This window comes from Burkholderia cepacia (assembly GCF_029962485.1).
GTDB lineage: Bacteria > Pseudomonadota > Gammaproteobacteria > Burkholderiales > Burkholderiaceae > Burkholderia.
On sequence record NZ_CP073637.1, the window covers coordinates 2,628,784 to 2,651,020 of the forward strand.

General features: G+C 68.2%; 15 protein-coding genes. 6 read left to right on the forward strand and 9 right to left on the reverse strand.

Going from position 1 to position 22,237, the window contains the following annotated elements; translation table 11 throughout:
• Positions 1 to 113: 113 nt before the first annotated feature.
• The 3 genes from KEC55_RS12260 to dnaE form a co-directional block, all read right to left on the reverse strand.
• Positions 114 to 1,199, reverse strand: a complete 1,086-nt coding sequence (locus KEC55_RS12260; protein ID WP_282505669.1) for a glycosyltransferase family 9 protein — start codon at positions 1,197 to 1,199, stop codon at positions 114 to 116.
• A gap of 2 nt (positions 1,200 to 1,201) precedes the next feature.
• Positions 1,202 to 1,360, reverse strand: a complete 159-nt coding sequence (locus KEC55_RS12265) for a hypothetical protein (protein WP_282505670.1) — start codon at positions 1,358 to 1,360, stop codon at positions 1,202 to 1,204.
• Positions 1,361 to 1,500: 140 nt separating this feature from the next.
• Positions 1,501 to 5,034 carry a DNA polymerase III subunit alpha gene (dnaE, locus tag KEC55_RS12270; protein WP_282505671.1) on the reverse strand — a complete coding sequence of 1,178 codons (3,534 nt, stop codon included), beginning with the start codon at positions 5,032 to 5,034 and terminating at the stop codon, positions 1,501 to 1,503.
• Positions 5,035 to 5,250: 216 nt separating this feature from the next.
• Here dnaE and KEC55_RS12275 point away from each other — a divergent pair, with 216 nt between their 5' ends.
• Together KEC55_RS12275 and gluQRS are read left to right on the forward strand one after the other, a co-directional pair.
• The gene (locus KEC55_RS12275) at positions 5,251 to 6,105 is read left to right on the forward strand and encodes a sulfurtransferase (RefSeq protein WP_282505672.1); all 855 of its coding nucleotides are present in this window, start codon (positions 5,251 to 5,253) and stop codon (positions 6,103 to 6,105) included.
• 19 nt (positions 6,106 to 6,124) lie between these two features.
• Positions 6,125 to 7,018 (forward strand): tRNA glutamyl-Q(34) synthetase GluQRS, encoded by an 894-nt coding sequence (gene gluQRS, locus KEC55_RS12280; RefSeq protein ID WP_282505673.1) that lies wholly within the window; start codon positions 6,125 to 6,127, stop codon positions 7,016 to 7,018.
• Between the two features lie 182 nt (positions 7,019 to 7,200).
• On the opposite strand, the gene KEC55_RS12285 is transcribed toward gluQRS, so the two are convergent.
• From KEC55_RS12285 to purT, 4 genes are all read right to left on the reverse strand, one after another.
• Positions 7,201 to 8,796: a DEAD/DEAH box helicase gene (locus tag KEC55_RS12285; protein ID WP_282505674.1), complete on the reverse strand. Its 1,596-nt coding sequence runs from the start codon at positions 8,794 to 8,796 to the stop codon at positions 7,201 to 7,203.
• A 388-nt stretch (positions 8,797 to 9,184) separates the two neighbouring features.
• Positions 9,185 to 9,565: an MliC family protein gene (locus KEC55_RS12290; RefSeq protein ID WP_282505675.1), complete on the reverse strand. Its 381-nt coding sequence runs from the start codon at positions 9,563 to 9,565 to the stop codon at positions 9,185 to 9,187.
• Positions 9,566 to 9,650: 85 nt separating this feature from the next.
• Positions 9,651 to 9,836, reverse strand: coding sequence for a DUF6726 family protein (locus KEC55_RS12295; RefSeq protein ID WP_034208025.1), 186 nt, complete (start codon positions 9,834 to 9,836; stop codon positions 9,651 to 9,653).
• An 18-nt stretch (positions 9,837 to 9,854) separates the two neighbouring features.
• Positions 9,855 to 11,069, reverse strand: a complete 1,215-nt coding sequence (purT, locus tag KEC55_RS12300) for a formate-dependent phosphoribosylglycinamide formyltransferase (RefSeq protein ID WP_282505676.1) — start codon at positions 11,067 to 11,069, stop codon at positions 9,855 to 9,857.
• Positions 11,070 to 11,282: 213 nt separating this feature from the next.
• On the opposite strand from purT, the gene KEC55_RS12305 reads away from it, so the two are divergent.
• Positions 11,283 to 11,828, forward strand: coding sequence for an META domain-containing protein (locus KEC55_RS12305; protein ID WP_282505677.1), 546 nt, complete (start codon positions 11,283 to 11,285; stop codon positions 11,826 to 11,828).
• Positions 11,829 to 12,005: 177 nt separating this feature from the next.
• On the forward strand, positions 12,006 to 16,430 hold the full coding sequence (locus KEC55_RS12310) for an FtsK/SpoIIIE family DNA translocase (protein ID WP_282505678.1): 4,425 nt from the start codon (positions 12,006 to 12,008) through the stop codon (positions 16,428 to 16,430).
• A 111-nt stretch (positions 16,431 to 16,541) separates the two neighbouring features.
• Here KEC55_RS12310 and KEC55_RS12315 read toward each other — a convergent pair whose 3' ends face one another.
• Positions 16,542 to 17,786, reverse strand: coding sequence for a lactonase family protein (locus KEC55_RS12315; RefSeq protein ID WP_282505679.1), 1,245 nt, complete (start codon positions 17,784 to 17,786; stop codon positions 16,542 to 16,544).
• Between the two features lie 165 nt (positions 17,787 to 17,951).
• Between KEC55_RS12315 and KEC55_RS12320 the strand changes: the two genes are divergently transcribed.
• A complete protein-coding gene (locus tag KEC55_RS12320; protein ID WP_282505680.1) occupies positions 17,952 to 19,781 on the forward strand; it encodes a glycoside hydrolase family 15 protein in 1,830 nt (609 codons plus the stop codon).
• A 223-nt stretch (positions 19,782 to 20,004) separates the two neighbouring features.
• Positions 20,005 to 21,486, forward strand: coding sequence for a polyhydroxyalkanoate depolymerase (locus KEC55_RS12325; RefSeq protein WP_282505681.1), 1,482 nt, complete (start codon positions 20,005 to 20,007; stop codon positions 21,484 to 21,486).
• 73 nt (positions 21,487 to 21,559) lie between these two features.
• On the opposite strand, the gene KEC55_RS12330 is transcribed toward KEC55_RS12325, so the two are convergent.
• Entirely contained in the window at positions 21,560 to 22,192 is a 633-nt protein-coding gene (locus KEC55_RS12330) for a TetR family transcriptional regulator (RefSeq protein WP_047898676.1), read from the reverse strand.
• Between the last annotated feature and the right edge of the window lie 45 nt (positions 22,193 to 22,237).

Below are 22,237 nucleotides of genomic sequence, written 5' to 3' on the forward strand. Positions count from 1 at the left end.
GTACAGGATTTTGCCGCAGCCGGCGCGACGTGGCGCACCGGCCGTGCATGCTGCCCTGATGCGGCCCCGCCAGCGGGCCGCGCCGACGTCCGCGCCGTGCGGGGTGCGTCCCGCTACGAGGCGATCGTCCCGATCGCGGGTGCGGCGGCAGCCGGCTGCACATGTCCCGCGGCGGCCAGCGAGTCGTCGCGACGGCCGGCCTGCGGCAGCAGATGGCGCACCGCCCGGTCGACCGCGTCGACGCCGATCGCGTCGACGGTCGCGCCGGCACGCAGGATCACGTGCGGCACGCCGAGCGGGTGCCAGCGCAGGTACTTCTCGGGGCGGTCCTCGAACAGCGCGGCGACCGGCACGCCAAGCGCCGACGCAAGATGCACGGGCGCGCTGTCGGCCGACACGATCACGTCGAGCAAGCTCGCGGCGGCGACCAGGTCGGCGATCGACGACGGCGCCACATGCCGCGCATTCACGTCGCGCCACGCGTCGTCCTCGGCACATTTGCCGATCGCGGGGTCGCGAAACACGATCACGTCGGCGAACGGCGCAAGCCGCACGCCGAGGTCGCGCCAACGGTCTGCGGGCCAGCGGCGCTCGACCGCCTTGTTCGACACGAACAGCCCGACACGCGGCTTCGCGTGCGCGCCGAGCAGGCTATACCACGTGTCCTGCAGCGCGCGATCGGGATGAACCGACAGTTCGAGACGGTCGAGATCCGCACGGCCGAGCTCCGGCACGAGCCGGAAACCCGACAGCGCCTCGTGGCACATCTGCCGCTGCGCGACATGCTCGGGCTTGCGATCGTCGAATTCGGTGTCGGCATCGTGCCAGCGGCAATCCTTCGCGCGGAGCTGACGCGCGAACTGCATGCTGCTGCGGTGCATACCGCCGTTCGGTACGATCACGAGGTCGAACCGCATGCGACGCAGGCGGCGCACGAGCCGCAGCCGGTCGAAGAATGCGCGCATCCTCCCGGGGCGGTCATTGCGCTCGCACTGACGGCTGTACACATAGGTGTGGATTGCGTGCACGTCCGGGTTGCCGGCCAGCGCGGCCGCGTTGTAGCGGTTCGCGACCACATGGAGTTCCGCGCCGGGCCAGCGTTCCTTCAGCGCACCGAGAAACGCCGTCGTACACAGCATGTCGCCCAGAAAATCAATCCGGATCACGAGGATCCGCTGCGTCGGGTTCCCATTGGCCATGGTCATGTGGTGACAGTCAGTTTTTTTATCGTCGCGACGGGCCGTTCCACGGCATCCTGATCCAGGGCGATCGCGTCGCGCGTCGCGCGGATCCGCCCCCGTTTATGCGCACGATAGCGGCGCCGTTCGCCGCGCGAACCCGCGGCTGGCACCGCTTCCATGCGGCTAGCGGCGGATTGTATAGCGTCCGGATGACCAGCCCAAGACCCGATTACCCTCAGATGTAAAAAACGGCCCGCCGCACCGCACGATGGCGATGCGACGGGCCGCCTGTCGCGACAGCCATCGAAACGGGGCGCGATCAGTACGTGATTTCGACGACGCTGCCGTCGAACGCCGCGCGCAGTTCCGCGAGCAGCACATCGCTCGGCTTCACGCGCCACGCGTCGCCCAGGCGCATTTCCCCTTGCGCCCGCGCATTGCTGTAGTGGACCTGGACCGCGAGCCCGTTCGGCAGCGGCGCCTGCGGACGCCGGCCGCCATCGCGCCCGCCGCCGCGCGGCGCCGGCGCTTCGACCGCGGTCGCGGCCGCCGGATCGTCCTTCGACACGTGCGGCTCGAGCACACGGCGCAACGCGACGGCGTCGGCGTTGCCGTTCATCGTCAGCCGCACGGCTTGCGCATAACGACTGCGTGCGCGTTCGAGATCCATCACGGTATCGGTCGTGAAGCGAATGCCGCCCGTGAACGCGTCGTTGCGCGCCTGCCCCTGCACGATCAGCAGCTCGTCTTCCTTGAACAGCGCCTTGTTGGCCTCGAACTGCTCGTTGAAGATCGTGATCTCGCACTGGCCCGACCCGTCGTCGAGCAGTGCGATGAGCATCTTGCCGCGCTGGGTCATCTGCGTGCGCAGCGACGCGATGATGCCCGCGACGAGCTTGTCGCGCCCTTCCTTCAGGTCGCCGACCTTCTGCCGCACGAAGCGGCGCACTTCATCGCGATAGGCGTCGAACAGGTGGCCGGACAGGTAGAAACCGAGCGCGCCCTTTTCTTCCTGCAGGCGGCGCTTGTCGTCCCATGCGGGTTCGTCGACGAGCGCATGCGCGTGCGGCGACTCGGCGCCCATGTCGAACAGGCCGGCCTGCATCGCGTTCGCCTCGGCCTGGTCGGCCGCTTCCATCGCGAGCGGCACCGATGCGATCAGCTGCGCACGGTTCGCGTTCAGCGAGTCGAACGCGCCGGCGCGGATCAGCGCCTCGACCGTGCGGCGGTTGACGACGCGCCGGTCGATCCGTTCGCAGAAGTCGAACAGGTCGGTGAACGCCTTTTCCTCGCGGGCGCGCAGGATTTCCTCGATCGCGTTCTGGCCGCTGCCCTTCACCGCGCCGAGGCCGTAGCGGATCGTGCGCGAGCGCTTGCCGTCGGCTTCGGCGACCGGCTCGAAGCGGTAGTGCGACTGGTTGATGTCGGGCGGCAGCACGGCGAGGTTGTTCACGACACAATCGTCGTACAGGATCTTCACCTTGTCGGTGTCGTCCATCGCGAGCGTCATGTTGGCCGCCATGAATTCGGCCGGATGGTGCGCCTTCAGCCACGCGGTGTGATACGCGAGCAGTGCGTAGGCGGCCGCGTGCGACTTGTTGAAGCCGTAGCCCGCGAACTTCTCCATCAGGTCGAAGATCTCGTCGGACTTCTCGCGCGTGAGACCGTTCGTCGCCGCGCCCTCGGCGAAGATCTCGCGGTGCTTGGCCATCTCCTCGGGCTTCTTCTTGCCCATCGCGCGACGCAGCAAGTCCGCGCCGCCGAGCGAGTAGCCGCCGATGATCTGCGCCATCTGCATCACCTGCTCCTGATAGACCATGATGCCGTAGGTCTCTTTCAGGACGGGTTCGACACGCGGATCCGGATAGTCGACCTTCTCACGGCCATGCTTTCGTGCGCAGAAGCTCGGGATCAGGTCCATCGGGCCCGGACGGTACAACGACACGAGCGCGATGATGTCCTCGAAGCGGTCGGGCTGCGCATCCTTCAGCATGCCCTGCATCCCGCGGCTTTCCAGCTGGAACACCGCGACCGTGTTGGCTTTCTTCAGGATCTGGAACGACGCCGGATCGTCGAGCGGCACCTGCGCGAGCGACCAGTCGGCCTTCGACGGATCGAGGCGGCGAATGTAGCGCTCGGCCCAGTCGAGGATCGTCAGCGTGGTCAGACCCAGAAAGTCGAACTTCACGAGGCCGACGGCTTCGACGTCGTCCTTGTCGTACTGGCTGACGACACCGCCTTCGTCGCCCTGCGTGTACAGCGGGCAGAAATCGGTCAGCTTGCCGGGCGCGATCAGCACGCCGCCCGCGTGCATCCCGACGTTACGCGTGAGGCCCTCGACGCGCTGCGCGAGATCGAGCAGCTGGTGCACTTCGTCCTCGTGGTCGTAGCGCTCCTGAAGCTGCGGCTCTTCCTTCATCGCGTCGGCGATCGTCACGTGCTTGCCCGGCTTGAACGGAATCAGCTTCGCGATGCCGTCGGTGAACATGTAACCGACGTCGAGCACGCGGCCGATGTCGCGCACGGCGGCCTTCGCGGCCATCGTGCCGAAGGTGGCGATCTGCGACACGGCGTCCGCGCCGTATTTTTCCTTCACGTACTGGATCACGCGATCGCGGCCGTGCTGGCAGAAGTCGATGTCGAAGTCGGGCATCGACACGCGTTCCGGGTTCAGGAAGCGCTCGAACAGCAGGTTGTAGCGCAGCGGATCGAGATCGGTAATGCCGAGGGCGTACGCGACCAGCGAACCGGCGCCCGAGCCGCGGCCCGGGCCGACCGGCACGCCGTTGTTCTTCGCCCAGTTGATGAAGTCCGCGACGATCAGGAAGTAGCCGGGGAAGCCCATCTTCGTGATGGTCCCGCACTCGAATTCGAGGCGCTTGTAGTACGTGTCGCGCTGCGCGTCGCGTTCGGCTTCGGCCGGATACAGCTGCGCGAGCCGGGTCTCGAGCCCTTCCTTCGACAACTGGACCAGGTAGTCGTCGAGCGACATGCCGTCCGGCGTCGGGAACAGCGGCAGTTTCGGCTTGCCGAGCTCGAGCTTCAGGTTGCAGCGCTTCGCGATCTCGACCGTGTTCGCGATCGCCGACGGCAGGTCGGCGAACAGCGCGGCCATGTCGTCCTGCGTGCGGAAATACTGGTCGGTCGTGAAACGCTTCTGGCGCCGCGGATTCGCGAGGATGTCGCCTTCCGAGATACACACGCGCGCCTCGTGCGCGGTGAAATCGTCGTCGGTCATGAACTGCGTCGGGTGCGTCGCGACGACCGGCAGCTTCAGCGACGCGGCGAGCGTCGCGGCCTGCTGGATGTACGCCTCGGCGCCCGGCTGGCCGTAACGCTGCAGCTCGATGTAGAAGCCGCCCGGAAACACCTTCGCCCAGCGCTCGGCGTGACGGCGCGCGGCTTCCTCGTTGCCCGCGGCCAGCGCGAGCCCGATATCGCCCTGCTGCGCGCCCGACAGCGCGAGCAGCCCCTGCGAGAGCTCGCCGTCGAGCCAGCTCGCATCGAGCTCCGCGCGGCCGCGGTACTGGTTCGTGAGCCATGCCTTCGACAGCAGCTCGCAGAGATTCAGGTAACCGACCTTGTCCTTGACGAGCAGCAGCAGCCGCGACGGCTTGTCGCGGTCGTCGGGATTGGCGATCCAGACGTCGCAGCCGGCGATCGGCTTGACGCCCTTGCCGCGGGCTTCCTGGTAGAAACGGACGAGGCCGAATGCGTTGCCGAGATCGGTGAGCGCGAGCGCGCCCTGACCGTCAGCGGCCGCTGCCTTGACGATGTCGTCAATGCGCACGATGCCGTCGGCAATCGAGAATTCGGAGTGAACGCGAAGATGGACGAAGCGGGGATCTGACATGGGCGCTATTGTAGCCGCCTCGCCGCGCAGGCTGCCCAAAAAATGCCCGCGCCAGCCGTTCGGCCGATGCACGCGGCGACGCGTCGCGCGGCTGGCCAAACGGCCGGATGCCGATGCGCGCGCCGTTTGCGGGATAATACGGTTTTTCGAATCAACGCCCCGGCTTCGCACCCTTTTTTGCGGGCCGCCGCGCGGCCGTTTTCCCGTCGGACCATCATGACCATCGTCAACCTCGCCGCCTACCATTTCGTGTCGCTCGACGCGACTGAGCAATGGCGCCCGCTCGTCACCGCCCGCTGCAACGAACTCGACCTGCGCGGCACGATCCTGCTCGCACCGGAAGGCATCAACCTGTTCATCGCCGGCACGCGCGAAGCCGCCGACGCGTTCATCGCGTACCTCCGCCACGACCCGCTGTTCGAAGGCAAGTTCGCGACGCTGCAGTTCAAGGAAAGCCTGTCCGACTCGCAGCCGTTCCGCCGCATGCTCGTGCGCCTGAAGCGCGAGATCATCACGATGAAGAAGCCCGCGATCAAGCCGGAACTCGGTCGCGCGCCGTTCGTCGACGCCCGCACGCTGAAGACGTGGCTCGACCGCGGCCACGACGACACGGGCCGCCCGGTCGTGATGCTCGACACGCGCAACGCGTTCGAAGTCGACGTCGGCACGTTCGACGACGCGCTCGACTACCGGATCGACAAGTTCAGCGAATTCCCGGAAGTGATCGACGCGAACCGCGCCGACCTCGAAGGCAAGACGGTCGTGTCGTTCTGTACGGGCGGCATCCGTTGCGAGAAGGCCGCGATCCACATGAAGGAAATCGGCATCGAGAACGTGTACCAGCTCGAAGGCGGGATCCTGAAATACTTCGAGGAAGTCGGCGGCGCGCACTACCACGGCGACTGCTTCGTGTTCGACTACCGCACCGCGCTGAACCCGCAACTCCAGCCCACCGAGAACGTCACGTGCTTCGCGTGCCGCGCGGTCGTCACGCCGGAAGCGCAACAATCGCCGAGCTACGTGCCCGGCAAGTCGTGCCCCGCCTGCGCGCAGGCAGCCAGCGCCGCGTAAGCGCGCGACCCGCGCCCCGATGAACCGCTATCGCGGCCGCTTCGCGCCGTCGCCGACCGGCCCGCTGCACTTCGGCTCGCTGGTCGGCGCACTCGCGAGCTGGCTCGACGCGCGTGCGCACGGCGGCACGTGGCTCGTGCGCATCGAGGATCTCGACGGCCCGCGCACGGTACCCGGCGCGGCCGACGACATCCTCGCGACGCTCGCGCATTTCGGCATGACGCCCGATGAACCGCCCGTGTGGCAAAGCACGCGCGATGCGGCCTACACGGCCGCGCTCGAGCGGCTCGTCGCGGCGGCGCTCGTCTATCCGTGCGGCTGCACGCGCAAGGAAATCGCCGATTCGCTGCGCGCCGCGCATGAGCGCCACACGACGCTCGCGTATCCGGGCACGTGCCGCACCGGCCTGCACGGCAAGCCCGCGCGCGCTTGGCGGCTGCGCGTGCCCGACGGCGGCGACGCGATCGTCACGTTCGACGACCGCTGTCAGCACACGCAATCGCAGAACCTCGCGACCGAAGTCGGCGATTTCGTGCTGAAGCGCGCGGACGGCCAATGGGCCTATCAGCTCGCGGTCGTCGTCGACGACGCCGATGCACGCATCACGCATGTCGTGCGCGGCGCAGACCTGCTCGATTCGACCGCCCGCCAGATCCATCTGCAACACTGTCTCGGCGTGCCGACGCCACGGTATCTGCACGTGCCGGTCGTCGTCGATGCCAACGGCGAGAAACTCAGCAAGCAGACGGGTGCGATGGCGCTCGAACGCGATGATCCGCTGCCGGCACTGCAGGCCGCCGCCGCGCATCTGGGCCTCGCGCCCGACGGCGCGCTGCCCGGCGCGACGCTGGATGCGTTCTTCGCGGCCGCGACGGCAGCGTGGGCGCGCCGCTTCGGCCCGCAAGCCGGCTGACGCGCGCAGCGAGCCGATTTCGCGGCAATTGCGGCAATCGCGACCGAGCCCGCGCCGATTGCATCGCTCACCGCATCACGATCCCCCTTTCCCCGACTCCAAATGAAAAACGGGCACATGCTCATCGCACGTACCCGCTTGTCCGGCAGCGCTCGCACGCCGCCCCTGCCACTCCGCCAGCCTTACACCGACGGCTTGCGCGGCATCCCGAACCCGCCGAGCAGCGCCGCGACCTGACGCTTCGGCCCTTTCTTTTCGGGCTGCTGCGCGTGCTGTGCGTCGTCCGCCTGCTTCGCCGGCGCCGACGGCTCGTACGGCTTCAGGAAGAAATCGTCGACCGGCGCTTCGTGGCGACGGGGACGACCACCACGCTCGGCACCGGCCGACCGGTGTCCCGACGCACCGCGATGCTCGTCGCGTTCGCGACGGCCGCCTCGTTCGCCGCCTCGTTCGCCGCCTCGTTCGCCACTGCGTTCGCCGTGGCGATCGCCGCCACGGTCACCACCGCGCTCGCCGCCACGGTCGTCTTGACGCTGGCGTGCCGGCTTGTCGAGCTTGAGCGTCTGCATTTCGAGCGGACGCTTGATCAGCTTTTCGATATCGGCAAGCTGCTTGCGCTCGTTCGGGCTGCACAGCGACAGCGCGTCGCCCGTCGCCCCCGCGCGGCCGGTACGGCCGATCCGGTGCACGTAATCTTCCGCGCTGAACGGCAGGTCGAAGTTGATCACGGCCGGCAGCTCGGCGATGTCGAGGCCGCGCGCGGCCACGTCGGTCGCGACCAGCGCCTCGATCTCGCCGCGCTTGAACGCGTCGAGGGCCTGCATCCGCTCGAGCTGCGTCTTGTCGCCGTGAATCGCCGACGCGACGACACCGTCGCGCTCGAGATTGCGCGCCAGGCGGCTCGCGCCGATCTTGCTGTTGCAGAACACGATCACCTGCTTCAGGCCGCGATCACGGAGCAGCTGCACGACGGCCGCCTGCTTGTCGCCTTCGGCGACGTCGTAGACGATCTGTGTGACGTTCGCGTTCGTCGAGTTGCTGCGGGCGACCTCGATCGTCTGCGGATTGCGCAGATAGGTCGATGCGAGCTTCTTGATTTCGCCCGAGAACGTGGCCGAAAACAGCAGCGTCTGACGGTCCTTCGGCAGCAGGTTCAGGATGCGCTGCAGATCGGGCAGGAAGCCCATGTCGAGCATCCGGTCGGCTTCGTCGAGCACGAGGATCTGCACCTGGCCGAGGTTCGCGGTCTTTTGCTGCACGTGGTCGAGCAGGCGGCCCGGCGTCGCGATCAGGATCTCGACGCCGCGGCGCAGCTCCGCCGACTGCGGGTTCATGTCGACGCCGCCGAACACGACCGCACTGCGCAGCGGCGTGTGCTTCGCATACGCGTGCACGTTCGCGGCGACCTGGTCGGCCAGTTCGCGGGTCGGCGTGAGAATCAGCGCGCGCACGGGGTGGCGCGCCGGTGACGCGCTCGTGTTGGCCTGGGGCAACAGGCGCTGGATGATCGGCAGCGAGAAGCTCGCGGTCTTGCCGGTACCCGTTTGCGCGGCGCCCATGACGTCGCGGCCGGCGAGCACGACCGGAATGGCCTGCGCCTGAATCGGCGTCGGCGTCGTATAGCCCTGCTCCACAATGGCTTTCAGGATATCGGCGGCAAGGCCGAATTGGTCGAAGGTTGCGTCGACGGGCTTGGCGACAGAATCGGACATGGTGGCGTTTCGCTCAAAAGGCGCGGCGGGGACATCGTGCGTCAGGCCAGCCGGGCCTGCGCTCATCACAATTCGGAAATAGACGGAGCCGCGGCGCGCCGCGCGGCGCCGCTCTGGCGCTTGGGACCGGTTCAATATGAACGCTGGACGCCAGGCCGTGCGGACTCCGTTCGGCGCGAATGCCGGCGGAAAGGGCCGTATTGTAGCACTGCGCGGCCATCTGTCCGTGACAACGCCGCGAACGGCCACACCGGCGGTTCGCGCGGCGGGCCGGTACAGGCCCGTGCGGGCGATGGACGGCCCGACCGGGCTATCCCGATCGGCCGGCAATCAATATCAGGGGTCCGATCGCGGATGATCGTATCCAGACGCCCGCCGCGTGCCCGCGTACCGGGCGGTCAGGCCCGGCAACCGGTCAATACGCGCGCGTGCGATCCACGATCGTGCCCGGCGCTCAGCCCTTCTTCTTTTTCTTCTCGACCTGCACGCAGTCGCCCAGCAGCGGCGGCGCCTTCTGGTCGGCGATCTCGTCGCGCAGCGTCGCTTCCTTGCCCTTCGTCCACCACGTATAGCGGCCGGCCTGATAGCGCGCGCCCGACCCCGATACGGTGTCGACGAACAGCATCTGCTTCCCGTTGACCGGCACGAGCGCGAAGCTCTGGCCGTTGCCCGCGAGCCAGTACGACACGCGCACGGGCTGCTTCTGGTTCGCGCACTGGTAGACGGCCTGCTGGCGCGAATCGGCGTCGATCTCTTCGACGGTCAGTTGCGCGGCGTGCGCGACGGAAACGGCAGTGCCGGCAAGCGCGAGCGCGGCGAAGGTTTGGCGAATCATGCAGGTCCTCTCACGAGACGGGTGGAAACGCGCCCTCGCGGGGCGCGCAATTATTGTTGGCAGGCAATCGAGCCGGTCGCCGGGATCAGGGATCGATGACGTCGGCGCACGCGTCGGTCGGCGCGGCCGCGAGATGGCCGACGAGCGGCACGATCTTGAGCCCGGCCGATGCGACCCGGCACGGCGCGGCCGCGACGCCGCAACCCGCGAGACTCGCGACAAGCGCCAGCGCGGCGCCCAGCTTTCCGATACGCAACCACCTCGACGCCATCGTCCTCTCCTCGTTCTGTCAGCGGGCCGATACGGGCCGGACGGCCGCGGCGGCGTGCTTCGCGCGTTCACGGGCTTCGTCGACGGTCGCACCGGTCGCCAGCGCGACGCCCATGCGCCGCTTCGCAAAACTTTCCGGCTTGCCGAACAGGCGCAGGTCGGCGCCCGGCACGGCAAGCGCGTCGCGCACGCCTTCGAACGCGATCCCGCGCTCGTCGAGCCCGCCGTAGATCACGGCCGACGCGGCCGGCGTCCCGAGCGCCGGATCGACCGGCAGCCCGAGAATCGCGCGCGCGTGCAGCTCGAACTCCGACTGGCGCTGCGACGCGAGCGTGACGAGGCCCGTATCGTGCGGCCGCGGGCTCACTTCCGAGAACCACACGTCGTCGCCGCGCACGAACAGCTCGACGCCGAACAACCCGCGCCCGCCGAGCGCCTCGGTGACCTTGTGCGCGATCTCACGCGACTTCTCGAGCGCCGCGGCGCTCATCGGCTGCGGCTGCCACGATTCGACGTAGTCGCCCGCGACCTGCACATGGCCGACCGGCTCGCAGAAGTAGGTGCGCGTGGCGAGCGTCGCCGGATCGATCGCGCGCACGGTCAGCTGCGTGATCTCGTAGTCGAAATCAATGAAGCCCTCGACGATCACGCGGCCGTGGTTCACACGTCCGCCCGCCATCGCGTAGTCCCACGCGGCCTTCACGTCGGCGTCGGTCTTCACGACCGACTGCCCCTTGCCCGACGACGACATCACCGGTTTCACGACGCACGGCATGCCGATCTTCGCGACCGCCGCGCTGAAAGCCTCGAACGAATCCGCGAACGCATACGGCGACGTCGGCAGGCCGAGCTCCTCGGCCGCGAGCCGGCGGATGCCTTCGCGGTTCATCGTGAGCTGGGTCGCACGCGCGGTCGGAATCACCTCGGCAAGACCGGCCGCCTCGATCGCCGCGAGCGCGTCGGTGGCGATCGCCTCGATCTCCGGCACGATCAGGTGCGGACGCTCGGCCTCGACGATCGCGCGCAGCGCGGCGGCATCCGTCATGTCGATCACGTGCGCGCGATGCGCGACCTGATGACCCGGCGCGTCCGGATAGCGGTCGACCGCGATGACTTCGACACCGAGACGCTGCAACGCGATGATGACTTCCTTGCCGAGCTCGCCGGCGCCGAGCAGCATGACGCGCGTGGCCGAGGGTGAGAGCGGCGTACCGAGCCGCTGACCGATCTGCATGTGATTTCCCGCTTCTGGTGGAGGACGAAAACGGCTCCGATGTTAACACGCGCGATGACGCCGGTTTTGGGCGTTTCGACGCGCCGGTGCCCGACCGCGCACGGCACGTAGGCGGGCTGCGAACGTTTTCATGCGCGAAGTGTCGGCTCGCCTGCCGCGGGGCGGGTGCGTTACTCTTACGCCTTGATCAGAATCCGATGAGGAACGAGGCTCATGTCCCACCTGTCCGCCGCCGCACGCGCACGCACCGGCCTGTTTCGCCCGTTGCGCGCGCCGCTCTGCGCGTTGACGCTTGCCACGCTTCTCGCCGCCTGCGCGATGCCGACCCATCCCGATTCCGCCGCCGCCGCACCCGACCCGTACAACCCGGCCGCCGTCCAGTTGCTCGACGACACGAGCTGGGAACTCACCAGCTGGACGAATGCCGACGGCACGCAGCGCGCGATCCCGCATGGCGACAACGGCGAGCCGATCAAGCTCGCGCTGTCGACCGAATCGGGCATCCGGCGCGCCAGCGGGTTCTCGGGCTGCAATCGCTATATGGGCACCTACGCCATCAAGAACGGCCTGCTGAGCTTCGGGCCGCTTGCCGGCACGCGGATGGCCTGCCCGAATTCGCTGGGCGGCCAGCTCGAGCACGCGTACCTCGACGCGCTCGCGCACGTCGACAAGACCGGCGTGCAGATGCGCGAGCCGCAGCAATTGCAGATCGTGACCAACGCCGGCGCAACGCTCACTTTCACGCACCGGAGCCCCTGATGCATCACGCACGCGAAGGCCGGCCGACCGCCTTCGCGCCGCGTGTCGCGCGCGTGTGCCGAACGCACATGCCGCACGGCGTGAAACGAATTCACGCCGCTCGAGAATCTTGTTCGCCGGCCGGTTAAACTCGGCGGGTCGCGCCTCGCGCGCCCCTCCCCACTCCTGTTTCAAAGCATGCACACGGTTGTCTTCGGCTGGTTCGGCATCTCCGCCGTCTGGTTCCTCCTTCTCTTCTGGCGTCTCGTGCAGGCGATGCTGCCCGGTGGCGGCGGGCTCGCCGGCCGCGGCTCGATCCGCCTGTGGCTCGGCTTCGCCGCGGTATTCGTCGCAAGCTGCACGCTGACGAGCCCGCTGTCGGGCCCCGACACGAACGCACTCGGCCATGCGTTCTCGGCGGGCTTCGCCCACGTACTCGGTCCGATCGGCACGCCGGTCGCGATGGTCGTCCTGTTCTTCGCCGGGTTGCCCTGGCTGACCGGCATCGGCTGGCGGCAGTTCGCCGCGTGGGTCGACACGTCGTTCGGCGTCAAGCTGTCGCGCGACGGCGGCGACGACGACGCGCGCGGAATCGCCGACCTGCCGCGCAGCGCGCTGCATCGTGACGACGACATCGTGCAGCCGACCACCGCGCATACCGTCAACTCGATGGCGCCGCGCCAGAACGGCCGGTATTCGCGTCCGACGCTGTGGAAACCCGACCCGCAGGCGCGGCCGAAGCCGCGCAGCAAGACGCCGCCGCGTCCGCACACGGAACCCGTCGCGCCGTCGGGCTGGCTGAAGCCGACCGCGCCGCAGCGCACGCCGGTGGCGCCCCCCGCGCCGATCCCGACCAGCGCGATGCCGCCGCCCACGACCGGCAGCACCGCGAGCCTCGCGCGCGCGGCGGCAAACTCGCAAATGCCGCGCCCCGATCCGGCCCCGCTTCCTGTCGGCTTCGAACCCGTCCGACCGCGGCCGACTGCCGCGCGTCCGGCCACCGCTGCACTGAAGCAGACGCCGCCGCGTGCGACGGTCACGCCGCGCGCGGCCGGCGCGCAGCCGCAGCGCCCGCCAGTACGCCCGGTCACGGCAACGACCGCCGCCGGCGTGTCGCCGGACGCGGCACGACGCCGTCCGACGCCGCCAACGCCGGCGCGTGCGCCGCTCTATGCGTGGACCGAAAAGCCCGCCACGCCGATCACGCCGGCGCCGAGCGTTCACGACACGCTGCGTTCGATCGAGGCCAGCACCGCCCAATGGGCAACGCTGGGTGGTGCGGAGTCGGCCGATGCGACGCAGGCAATGACGGGGGCCGCAGCCGTGGCCGGGATGGCCGCGACGGCAGGCAGCGTCGCCGCGCCGGCAGCCGCGGCCGTGTCGAACGCGTTCGTCTCCACGGCTCACGGCATCGCAACCCATGACGCCGGTGTTCCTGTCGAACACGTTGCCGCGCCCGCATTCGACGACAGCGCGCCGATCGTGCTGGATGCGTTCATGCCGGCTGAGCCCGGCCTCCACGCGACAGTTGCCGACTGGGCCACCCCGGCGTTCGACAACGCGGCACCGCACGCACTGTCGAATGCCGGCACCGGCATCGACGGTGCCGCGTTTTCGCATCAAGCCGACGACGATATCCGCCACGTCGGCGATGCGCCCGCCGCATCCGCACACGCGATCACGCCCGCGCCGTCGTTCGGCGCCCCCGTCGATCTCGCGCCGTGGGAAGACTTTGGCAGCCCGTCGGTTTCCGCGTTCGACGTATCCGCCGGAAACCCGATCGTGGAATCGCCGGCAGACGCAACGGTATCGGAGCCGGCCCACGCCACCTTCGCGCAACAGGCCGGTGAAGCAGCGGTCGACGAGGTTCCCGCACGCCATCCGGCAGCGTTCGTCGATTCCGGCGCACCGGCAATCGATCGCCCTGCATCGGCCTACGTGCCACCGGGTGTCGATGGCGCGCACGCCGACGTAAAACCTGCCGGTGGCATCGCTCCGTTCGCTGCCCTCCCCTCTTCGTCGATCGCCGGAACATCGGCGCGCGCCGTTTTCGAGGCAAAGCCGGTTGCGGCGACGTCGGCACTGCCCGCAACGAGCCCCGCACCAGAGGCCGCCAAGCCGGCCGCGGCGGAGCGTTGGGCACCGCTGTCGGACATCGCTGAACGCAGCACGCCCGTCACGCGTTGGACTCCGGCGGCGCAACCTGCAACGACACCGGTGGCCGCTTCTGCGGAATTGCCGAAATCGCCAGAGATTCAACCGTTTACCGCAGCGCCGGCGGCTTCGGCCGCTGCTGTGTCGCCGGTCGTCGGCACGGCCCTCGGCGCGACTGCACAGGCACCGGCTTTCGCTTCGAGTGTTGCGCCCGTCACCGCCACAACGTCACCGGCCGGCGTGACCGGCACGGTATCGGCTTCGCCGTCACAACCGGCCGCGTCGACATCGACGGTTGCATCCGTCGCGTCGGCAGCGCCGATCGATGTCACGGGCATGACTGACGGTTCGGTCGCCCGCGCAGCGACGCCTGAGACAACCGCGGCACCCGCCGCGATACCGCCGACAACCATTACGTCGGCATTGACCGCGCAAGCGCCCGCAGCACCGGCATTCGTGAATTTCACGTCCGCCCCGCTCGCGGCGCAACCTTCCGCGCCCGCACCGATGCACCAGGCCAACACGGCAACTTCGTCGACCAGCGCGGCATTCGGCGCAATCGCACCGCAGCCAGTAACCAACCCGCCCGTGCCACCCGCCGCTTCCGCTGCGATCGGATCGTTGGCATCCTTCGGCGCAACGGCCGCGACGCAGGCTCCGTCGATCGTTTCCACGCCGGCCGCAGAAACCATCACGACGTTCACGACACCGCCCGCCCCTGCCGCATCGTCGGCAATGTCGAGCGACGTGTCCGCGGCGCCGGCCACGGCCTCGACCACCACGGCACCGCAGCCGGCAGCCACTGTCCCTGGCACGATCCTGTCGATGCCGGCGGCGTTCGTTACGCCGCCGACGCCCCCGGCGGTCCCGCTGCCCGGCGCAACCGCCGCCGTGACGACCGAGTCGGCCGCAGCCGACACCGTGGCCCCCGACACCCCGGTGCGCCAGCCGCGCCCGAACGCGTTCGAATTCCACGCGCCCGCGTCGTTCAGCGTCGAACTGCCGACGCTCGACCTGCTCGAGCCCGCGTCCGGCGACGTCGAAACCATCACCGAGGAACACCTCGCGCAGACGGCCCAGGTGATCGAGCAGCGCCTGCAGGAATTCAAGGTGCCGGTCACGGTCGTCGGCGCATCGGCCGGCCCCGTGATCACGCGCTTCGAGATCGAGCCCGCGCTCGGTGTGCGCGGCAGCCAGATCGTCGGGCTGATGAAGGACCTGTCGCGCGGCCTCGGCCTCACGTCGGTCCGCGTCGTCGAGACGATTCCCGGCAAGACCTGCATGGGCCTCGAACTGCCGAACGCGAAGCGCCAGATGATCCGCCTGTCGGAAATCCTCGCCTCACGCGAGTATGAGCATTCGCAGTCGCAACTGACCATCGCGATGGGCAAGGACATCACGGGCCACCCGATCGTCACCGATCTCGCGAAGGCGCCGCACATGCTCGTCGCCGGCACGACGGGCTCGGGCAAGTCGGTCGCGATCAACGCAATGATCCTGTCGCTGCTGTACAAGGCGACGCCGGAAGACGTGCGGCTCATCATGATCGACCCGAAGATGCTGGAGCTGTCGGTCTACGAAGGCATCCCGCACCTCCTCGCGCCGGTCGTCACCGACATGAAGCTCGCGGCGAACGCGCTGAACTGGTGCGTCGGCGAAATGGAGAAGCGCTACCGGCTGATGTCGGCCGTCGGCGTGCGCAACCTCGCGGGCTTCAACCAGAAGATCCGCGACGCGGAAGCGAAGGAAAAGAAGATCGGCAACCCGTTCTCGCTGACGCCCGAGGATCCCGAGCCGCTGTCGAAGCTGCCGCTGATCGTCGTCGTGATCGACGAGCTGGCCGACCTGATGATGGTCGCCGGCAAGAAGATCGAAGAGCTGATCGCGCGCCTCGCGCAGAAGGCACGCGCAGCCGGCATCCACCTGATCCTCGCGACGCAGCGTCCGTCCGTCGACGTGATCACGGGCCTGATCAAGGCAAACATCCCGACGCGCGTCGCGTTCCAGGTGTCGTCGAAGATCGACTCGCGCACGATCCTCGACCAGATGGGCGCCGAGTCGCTGCTCGGGATGGGCGACATGCTGTTCCTGCCGCCGGGCACCGGTTATCCGCAGCGCGTGCACGGCGCGTTCGTCGCCGACGAGGAAGTGCACCGGATCGTCGAGTACCTGAAGCAGTTCGGCGAGCCGCAGTACGAGGAAGGCATCCTCGACGGCCCGGCCGCCGACGGCGCGACGCAGGACCTGTTCGGCGAAGCGCCGGACGCGGAAGCCGATCCGTTGTACGACGAAGCCGTCGCGTTCGTCGTGCGCACGCGGCGCGCGTCGATCTCGTCGGTGCAGCGGCAGCTGCGCATCGGCTACAACCGCGCGGCACGCCTCGTCGAGCAGATGGAAGCAGCCGGGCTCGTGTCGGCGATGGGCATCAACGGCAGCCGCGAGGTGCTCGTGCCGGCCGCGGCCGACTGAACGCGGCGGCCGGACGGCCGCCGTCGATCGATACGGGCCACCGGGAAACCGGCCGCCCCGAAAAAAAGGGCGCTGCATCGGCAGCGCCCTTTTCATTTACGGCTGACGCATTTACTGCACCGGCACCAGCTTGAAATCGACCGGCTTGCCGACCGCGACCTTCTGCGGATTCGCGCCGAGCTGCCCCGTTTCGACATCGCGGCTGAACACGTAGAACGCGTCGCTGTCCTGGTTGCCGACGATCAGCCACTTGCCGGTCGGATCGATCAGGAACTCGCGCGGCGTCTTGCCGAGGCTCGACTGGCGGCCGACCTGCTTCAGCCGGCCGTCGGCCTTGTTGACCGCGTAGATCACGAGATCGTTCGCGTCGCCGCGGTTGCTCACGTACAGGAAGCGGCCGTCCGGCGACAGGTGGATCGCGCCGCCGCCGACCTTGCCCTTGAAACCCGGCGCCGTCATCGACACCGTCTCGACCGGCGTCAGCTTGCCGTCGTGATAGCCGAACACCTCGACCGATGCGTTGAGCTCGCTCGTCACGTACGCGAACCGGCCGTCGGCGCCGAACACCATGTGACGCGGGCCCGAGCCGGCCTTCACCGGCGTGTAGCGGGTGTCGGTCGGGCTGATCAGCCCGCGGCTGCCGTCCACCGTGTAGCGGTAGCCGTAGATCTTGTCCGCGCCGAGATCCTGCACGAACAGATAGCGGCCGTCCGGCGAAAACACCGTCGAGTGCACGTGCGCGCCGTCCTGGCGGCCCTTCACGGGCCCCGTGCCTTCGTGGTGCACGGTCAGCACGGACTGGCCGACCGCACCGTCGTCGCGCAGCGGAAACACCGCGAAGCTGCCGCCCGGATCCTTCGCGACCGAGTAATTGGCCGTCACGAGGTACTTGCCGTCCGGCGACAGCGCGAGATAGCAAGGATCGTTCCCTTCCGACGACACGCGGTCGATGAAGCTCAGCGCGCCCGTCTTCGCGTCGAAACGGAACGCGCTGACGCCGCCGCGCTGCGACGCGGGCCCGTCGTCACCGGGCAGTTCGTTGACCGCGTAGACGGTGCGACCGTCGCGGCTCGGCAACAGATACGACGGGTTCACGGTCTTTGCCGACGATACGGGCGCGACGCTGCCATTTTTAGTATCGAAGCGGTAAACATAAATGCCGTCGCTGCCGCCGCCCGTGTAGGTGCCGACCAGCAGGTTGTAGACGCCGTCGGCCGGTGCGGGCGATTGCTGCGCAAATGCGTGGGTCGCGGACAAGGAGAGCACGATCGCGAAACCTTTCATCCAGTGAGCGAGCCTAAGCGGGAACCCTCGTGTCGAAGCGCGTGCGCCACGCTCGCGTAAACGGTTGGGCATTGAATCCTCCTTGCATCGAGTCGCTTCAAGTGTTGAGATAGGACGAAACGCCGGCCGTTCATGCGCTCCGCCGCCCGGCCGAGTATACGGGGCGCGACGCCCGGGCGTGAAGCCCGGCCGCCGCCGTCCGCATTGTGAACTCGAATACCCAAGGATCGCCTGCCCATGCCCGCCCTGATCGAAGACTACGCCCTCGTCGGCGACGGCCACACGGCCGCGCTGATCTCGAAAGACGGCTCCGTCGACTGGCTGTGCTGGCCCCGCTTCGATTCGGGCGCCTGCTTCGCGGCGCTTCTCGGCACGCCCGAGCACGGCCGCTGGCTGCTTGCTCCTGCCGACGCCGCCGCGATCACGCACACCACACGCCGCTATCGCGGCGACACGCTCATCCTCGAAACCGATTACGAAAGCGCCGACGGCGCCGTCACCGTGATCGACTTCATGCCGCCCGGCAACGGCTGGTCCGAACTGGTGCGGATCGTCGTCGGCCGCCACGGCACGATGAAGATGCGCATGGAGCTCGTGTTGCGCTTCGACTACGGTTTCTCGATCCCGTGGGTCACGCAACTGACCCGCGAGGACGGCATGAAGGCGATCGCGGGCCCCGACACCGTCGTGCTGCGCACGCCGGTGCCGCTCACCGGCAAGAATCTCCATACGCTCGCGGAATTCACGGTCAGCGCCGACGAGCGCGTGCCGTTCTCGCTCAGCTATGCGGCGTCGCACATGCGGCTGCCGCCCGCGCGCGATCCGCTGTCGATGCTCGCACGCACCGAGAACTACTGGCTCGAATGGTCGGGCCGCTGCCAGGTGCAAGGCCGCTATGCGGCGGCCGTGCGCCGCTCGCTGATCACGCTGAAGGCGCTCGCGTACGAGCCGACCGGCGGCATCGTCGCGGCGCCGACCACGTCGCTGCCCGAGAAGATCGGCGGCAACCGCAACTGGGACTACCGCTACTGCTGGCTGCGCGACGCGACGATCACGCTGCTCGCGCTGATGCGCGGCGGCTACTACGACGAGGCGCGCGCGTGGCGTACGTGGCTCGGCCGCGTCATGGCCGGTTCGCCCGAGCAGATCCAGATCATGTACGGGATCGCCGGCGAGCGCCGGCTACCGGAAATGGAGCTCGACTGGCTGCCCGGCTATCAGGATTCGACGCCGGTGCGCGTCGGCAACGGCGCCGCGAACCAGCTCCAGCTCGACGTGTTCGGCGAGGTGATGGCCGCGCTGCACCTCGCGCGCGTGGGCGGCCTGCAGGCCGACGACACGGTCTGGTCCGTGCAGTGCGCGCTGCTCGACCATCTCGAGAAGATCTGGCAGGAACCCGACGAAGGGATCTGGGAAACGCGCGGCGGCCGCCTCCATTTCACGTTCTCGAAGGTGATGGCGTGGGTCGCGTTCGACCGCGCGATCAAGTCGGCGGAAATGTTCCGGCTGCCCGGCTCGCTCGACCGCTGGCGCGCGCTGCGCGAGCAGATCCATGCGGATGTCTGCGCCAACGCGTGGCACGAAGGCAAGCAGGCGTTCGCGCAAAGCTACGGCAGCGACGAACTCGACGCGAGCGTGCTGCTGATGCCGCTGCTCGGCTTCCTGCCGCCGGAAGACCCGCGCATCGTCGGCACGGTCGAGGCGATCGAGCGCGAATTGCTGCACGACGGGCTCGTGATGCGCTACCGCACGACCGATTACGACGACGGCCTGCCGCCCGGCGAAGGCACGTTTCTCGCGTGCAGCTTCTGGCTGGTCGACAACTACGCGCTGCTCGGCCGGATCGACGACGCGCACCGGCTGTTCAGCCGGCTGCTCGCGCTGTCGAACGACCTCGGGCTGCTCGCGGAGGAATACGATCCGGTTGCCGGGCGGCTCGTCGGGAATTTCCCGCAGGCGTTCTCCCACGTGGCGCTCGTGCATACCGCGATGAACCTGATGCACCACGAGGAGGCGATGGCGCGGGCAGCCGGCCAGCCCGCGCCAGCCGTGGCGACGGGGCGTTGACGGGGGGCCGGACGGGCGCGCGGGCGGCTTGGTCAGAGATCGTCAAATCGCAAAATTTTGATGAAAAATCGGGGAAATGTTGCATTGCACCACCCATCGTTGTCCGATATGATCGACGCGATTGTCCGGCCGCAGTGCAACATGGCCGGCCGCTGACCCCCACGGCACGCCGCGACGCCCCACGCCGCCCTTGCGCACCGTCCCCCACGCGGGAGTAGTCTGCATGCTTTACCAACTGCATGAATTCCAGCGCGCCATGCTGAGCCCGCTGACGGCCTGGGCCCAGGCCGCGTCCAAATCGTTCGCCAACCCGTCCAGCCCGTTCTCGCTGATGCCCGGCGCAACGCGGATGGCCGCCGCGTACGAACTGATGTACCGGCTCGGCAAGGATTACGAGAAGCCCGAATTCAACATTCATCAGATCGTCAAGGACGGCCACAACATCCCGATCGTCGAGCAGACGATCGTCGAGAAGCCGTTCTGCCGGCTGCTGCGCTTCAAGCGCTATTCGGACGATGCCGATGCCGTCACGCAACTGAAGGACGAGCCGGTCGTGCTGGTCTGCGCGCCGCTGTCGGGCCACCACTCGACGCTGCTGCGCGACACGGTGCGCACGCTGCTGCAGGATCACAAGGTCTACATCACCGACTGGATCGACGCGCGGATGGTGCCGATCGAGACGGGTCCGTTCCACCTGCACGACTACATCGCGTACATCCAGGAATTCATCCGTCACATCGGCGCGCGCAACCTGCACGTGATCTCGGTGTGCCAGCCGACGGTGCCGGTACTGGCGGCGATCTCGCTGATGGCGAGCCGCGGCGAGGATACGCCGCTCACGATGACGATGATGGGCGGCCCGATCGACGCCCGCCGCAGTCCGACGTCGGTGAACTCGCTCGCCACGCAGCACTCGACCGCGTGGTTCGAGAACAACGTGATCCACACGGTGCCCGCGAACTACCCGGGCGAAGGCCGCCAGGTGTATCCGGGCTTCCTGCAGCATACGGGCTTCGTCGCGATGAACCCGGAACGGCACGCGCAATCGCACTGGGATTTCTACCAGAGCCTGCTGCGCGGTGACGAGGAAGACGCCGAAGCGCACCGCCGCTTCTATGACGAGTACAACGCAGTGCTCGACATGGCCGCCGAGTACTACCTCGAGACGATCCGCGTCGTGTTCCAGGAATTCCGGCTCGCGGAAGGCACGTGGGATGTCGAAGGCGAGCGCGTGCGGCCGCAGGACATCAAGCACACCGCGCTGATGACGATCGAAGGCGAACTCGACGACATCTCGGGCAGCGGCCAGACGCACGTCGCGCACGAGCTGTGCACGGGCATCCCGCAAGACGATCGCCGCAGCCTGACCGCCGAGAAGTGCGGCCACTACGGGATCTTCTCGGGCCGCCGCTGGCGCACGATCATCTACCCGCAGCTGCGCGACTTCATCCGCGAGCATGCCCCCGAGCCGAAGCACGGCGCGACGAAGGATCATCCGGATACGCCGGTCGCCACGACGCTCGCGGCCGTGCCGGCCGCCAACGCTCCGACCGAAGCGACGCGCGCCACGGCAGCGAAGCGCACGCGTGTGAAAGCGCCGGCCAAGGCCGCCGCAGCAGCAGCCCCCGCAAAGGCCGCTCCGGCCGCGAAGCGTGCCGCCAGCACCCCGCGCGCAAAAACCGTTCGCACGCGCAAGGCTGCCTGACGCTCCGCGTTCCGACGAAAAAACGCCGCCGTTGCCTGCGCACGGCGGCGTTTTTACATCCGGCGGCCACGCGTCAGCGCCGCAGCAGATACGCCAGCAGCACCTCGGTGTTCATCCGGACCATCTCCGCGCGCTCGTCGGTGTCGGTAAAGTCGCGGCCGAGCGTCGCGGCGAGCGTGAAGCGATTCGACACGATGTAGTAGCCGAGCCCCGACAGCGTCACGTAGAAGCGCAGCGGATCGACGTCGCTGCGGAACAGCCCGGCCTTCTGGCCGCGCATCAGCACGTTGCCGAGCTTCGCGACGATCGGCGACATCATCTCGCGGATCCGCGTCGACTTGTGCAGGTAGCGCGCTTCGTGCAGGTTCTCGTTGTTGATGAGCCTGAGCAGTTCCGGATGGTCGCGGTAGTAGTCCCAAACGAAATGCGCGAGCCGTGTGACGGCTTCGACCGGCGCGACGCCGTCGAGATCGAGCACACGCTCGGCCTCGGTCAGCGCGGAGAACGCGTGTTCGAGCACGGCCGTGAACAACTGCTCCTTGCTGCCGAAGTAGTAGTAGAGCATGCGCTCGTTGGTTTCGGCCCGGCGCGCAATCTGGTCGACGCGTGCGCCGAACAGCCCTCCACTCGCGAACTCTTCGGCTGCCGCCATCAGGATGCGGCGGCGCGTACCTTCAGGATCTCTTTTGATTTTTGGCTGATTCATGGTGGCGTTTTGCTATGTGAGCCGCTTGATCCGGACCGGCACCCC

Bases quoted from the DNA above. Each gene is read 5' to 3' on its own strand.
- KEC55_RS12260 (WP_282505669.1), bottom strand. From the start codon at position 1,199: ATGGCCAATGGGAACCCGACGCAGCGGATCCTCGTGATCCGGATTGAT.
- KEC55_RS12265 (WP_282505670.1), bottom strand. From the start codon at position 1,360: ATGGAAGCGGTGCCAGCCGCGGGTTCGCGCGGCGAACGGCGCCGCTAT.
- dnaE (WP_282505671.1), bottom strand. From the start codon at position 5,034: ATGTCAGATCCCCGCTTCGTCCATCTTCGCGTTCACTCCGAATTCTCG.
- KEC55_RS12275 (WP_282505672.1), top strand. From the start codon at position 5,251: ATGACCATCGTCAACCTCGCCGCCTACCATTTCGTGTCGCTCGACGCG.
- gluQRS (WP_282505673.1), top strand. From the start codon at position 6,125: ATGAACCGCTATCGCGGCCGCTTCGCGCCGTCGCCGACCGGCCCGCTG.
- KEC55_RS12285 (WP_282505674.1), bottom strand. From the start codon at position 8,796: ATGAGCGCAGGCCCGGCTGGCCTGACGCACGATGTCCCCGCCGCGCCT.
- KEC55_RS12290 (WP_282505675.1), bottom strand. From the start codon at position 9,565: ATGATTCGCCAAACCTTCGCCGCGCTCGCGCTTGCCGGCACTGCCGTT.
- KEC55_RS12295 (WP_034208025.1), bottom strand. From the start codon at position 9,836: ATGGCGTCGAGGTGGTTGCGTATCGGAAAGCTGGGCGCCGCGCTGGCG.
- purT (WP_282505676.1), bottom strand. From the start codon at position 11,069: ATGCAGATCGGTCAGCGGCTCGGTACGCCGCTCTCACCCTCGGCCACG.
- KEC55_RS12305 (WP_282505677.1), top strand. From the start codon at position 11,283: ATGTCCCACCTGTCCGCCGCCGCACGCGCACGCACCGGCCTGTTTCGC.
- KEC55_RS12310 (WP_282505678.1), top strand. From the start codon at position 12,006: ATGCACACGGTTGTCTTCGGCTGGTTCGGCATCTCCGCCGTCTGGTTC.
- KEC55_RS12315 (WP_282505679.1), bottom strand. From the start codon at position 17,786: ATGCCCAACCGTTTACGCGAGCGTGGCGCACGCGCTTCGACACGAGGG.
- KEC55_RS12320 (WP_282505680.1), top strand. From the start codon at position 17,952: ATGCCCGCCCTGATCGAAGACTACGCCCTCGTCGGCGACGGCCACACG.
- KEC55_RS12325 (WP_282505681.1), top strand. From the start codon at position 20,005: ATGCTTTACCAACTGCATGAATTCCAGCGCGCCATGCTGAGCCCGCTG.
- KEC55_RS12330 (WP_047898676.1), bottom strand. From the start codon at position 22,192: ATGAATCAGCCAAAAATCAAAAGAGATCCTGAAGGTACGCGCCGCCGC.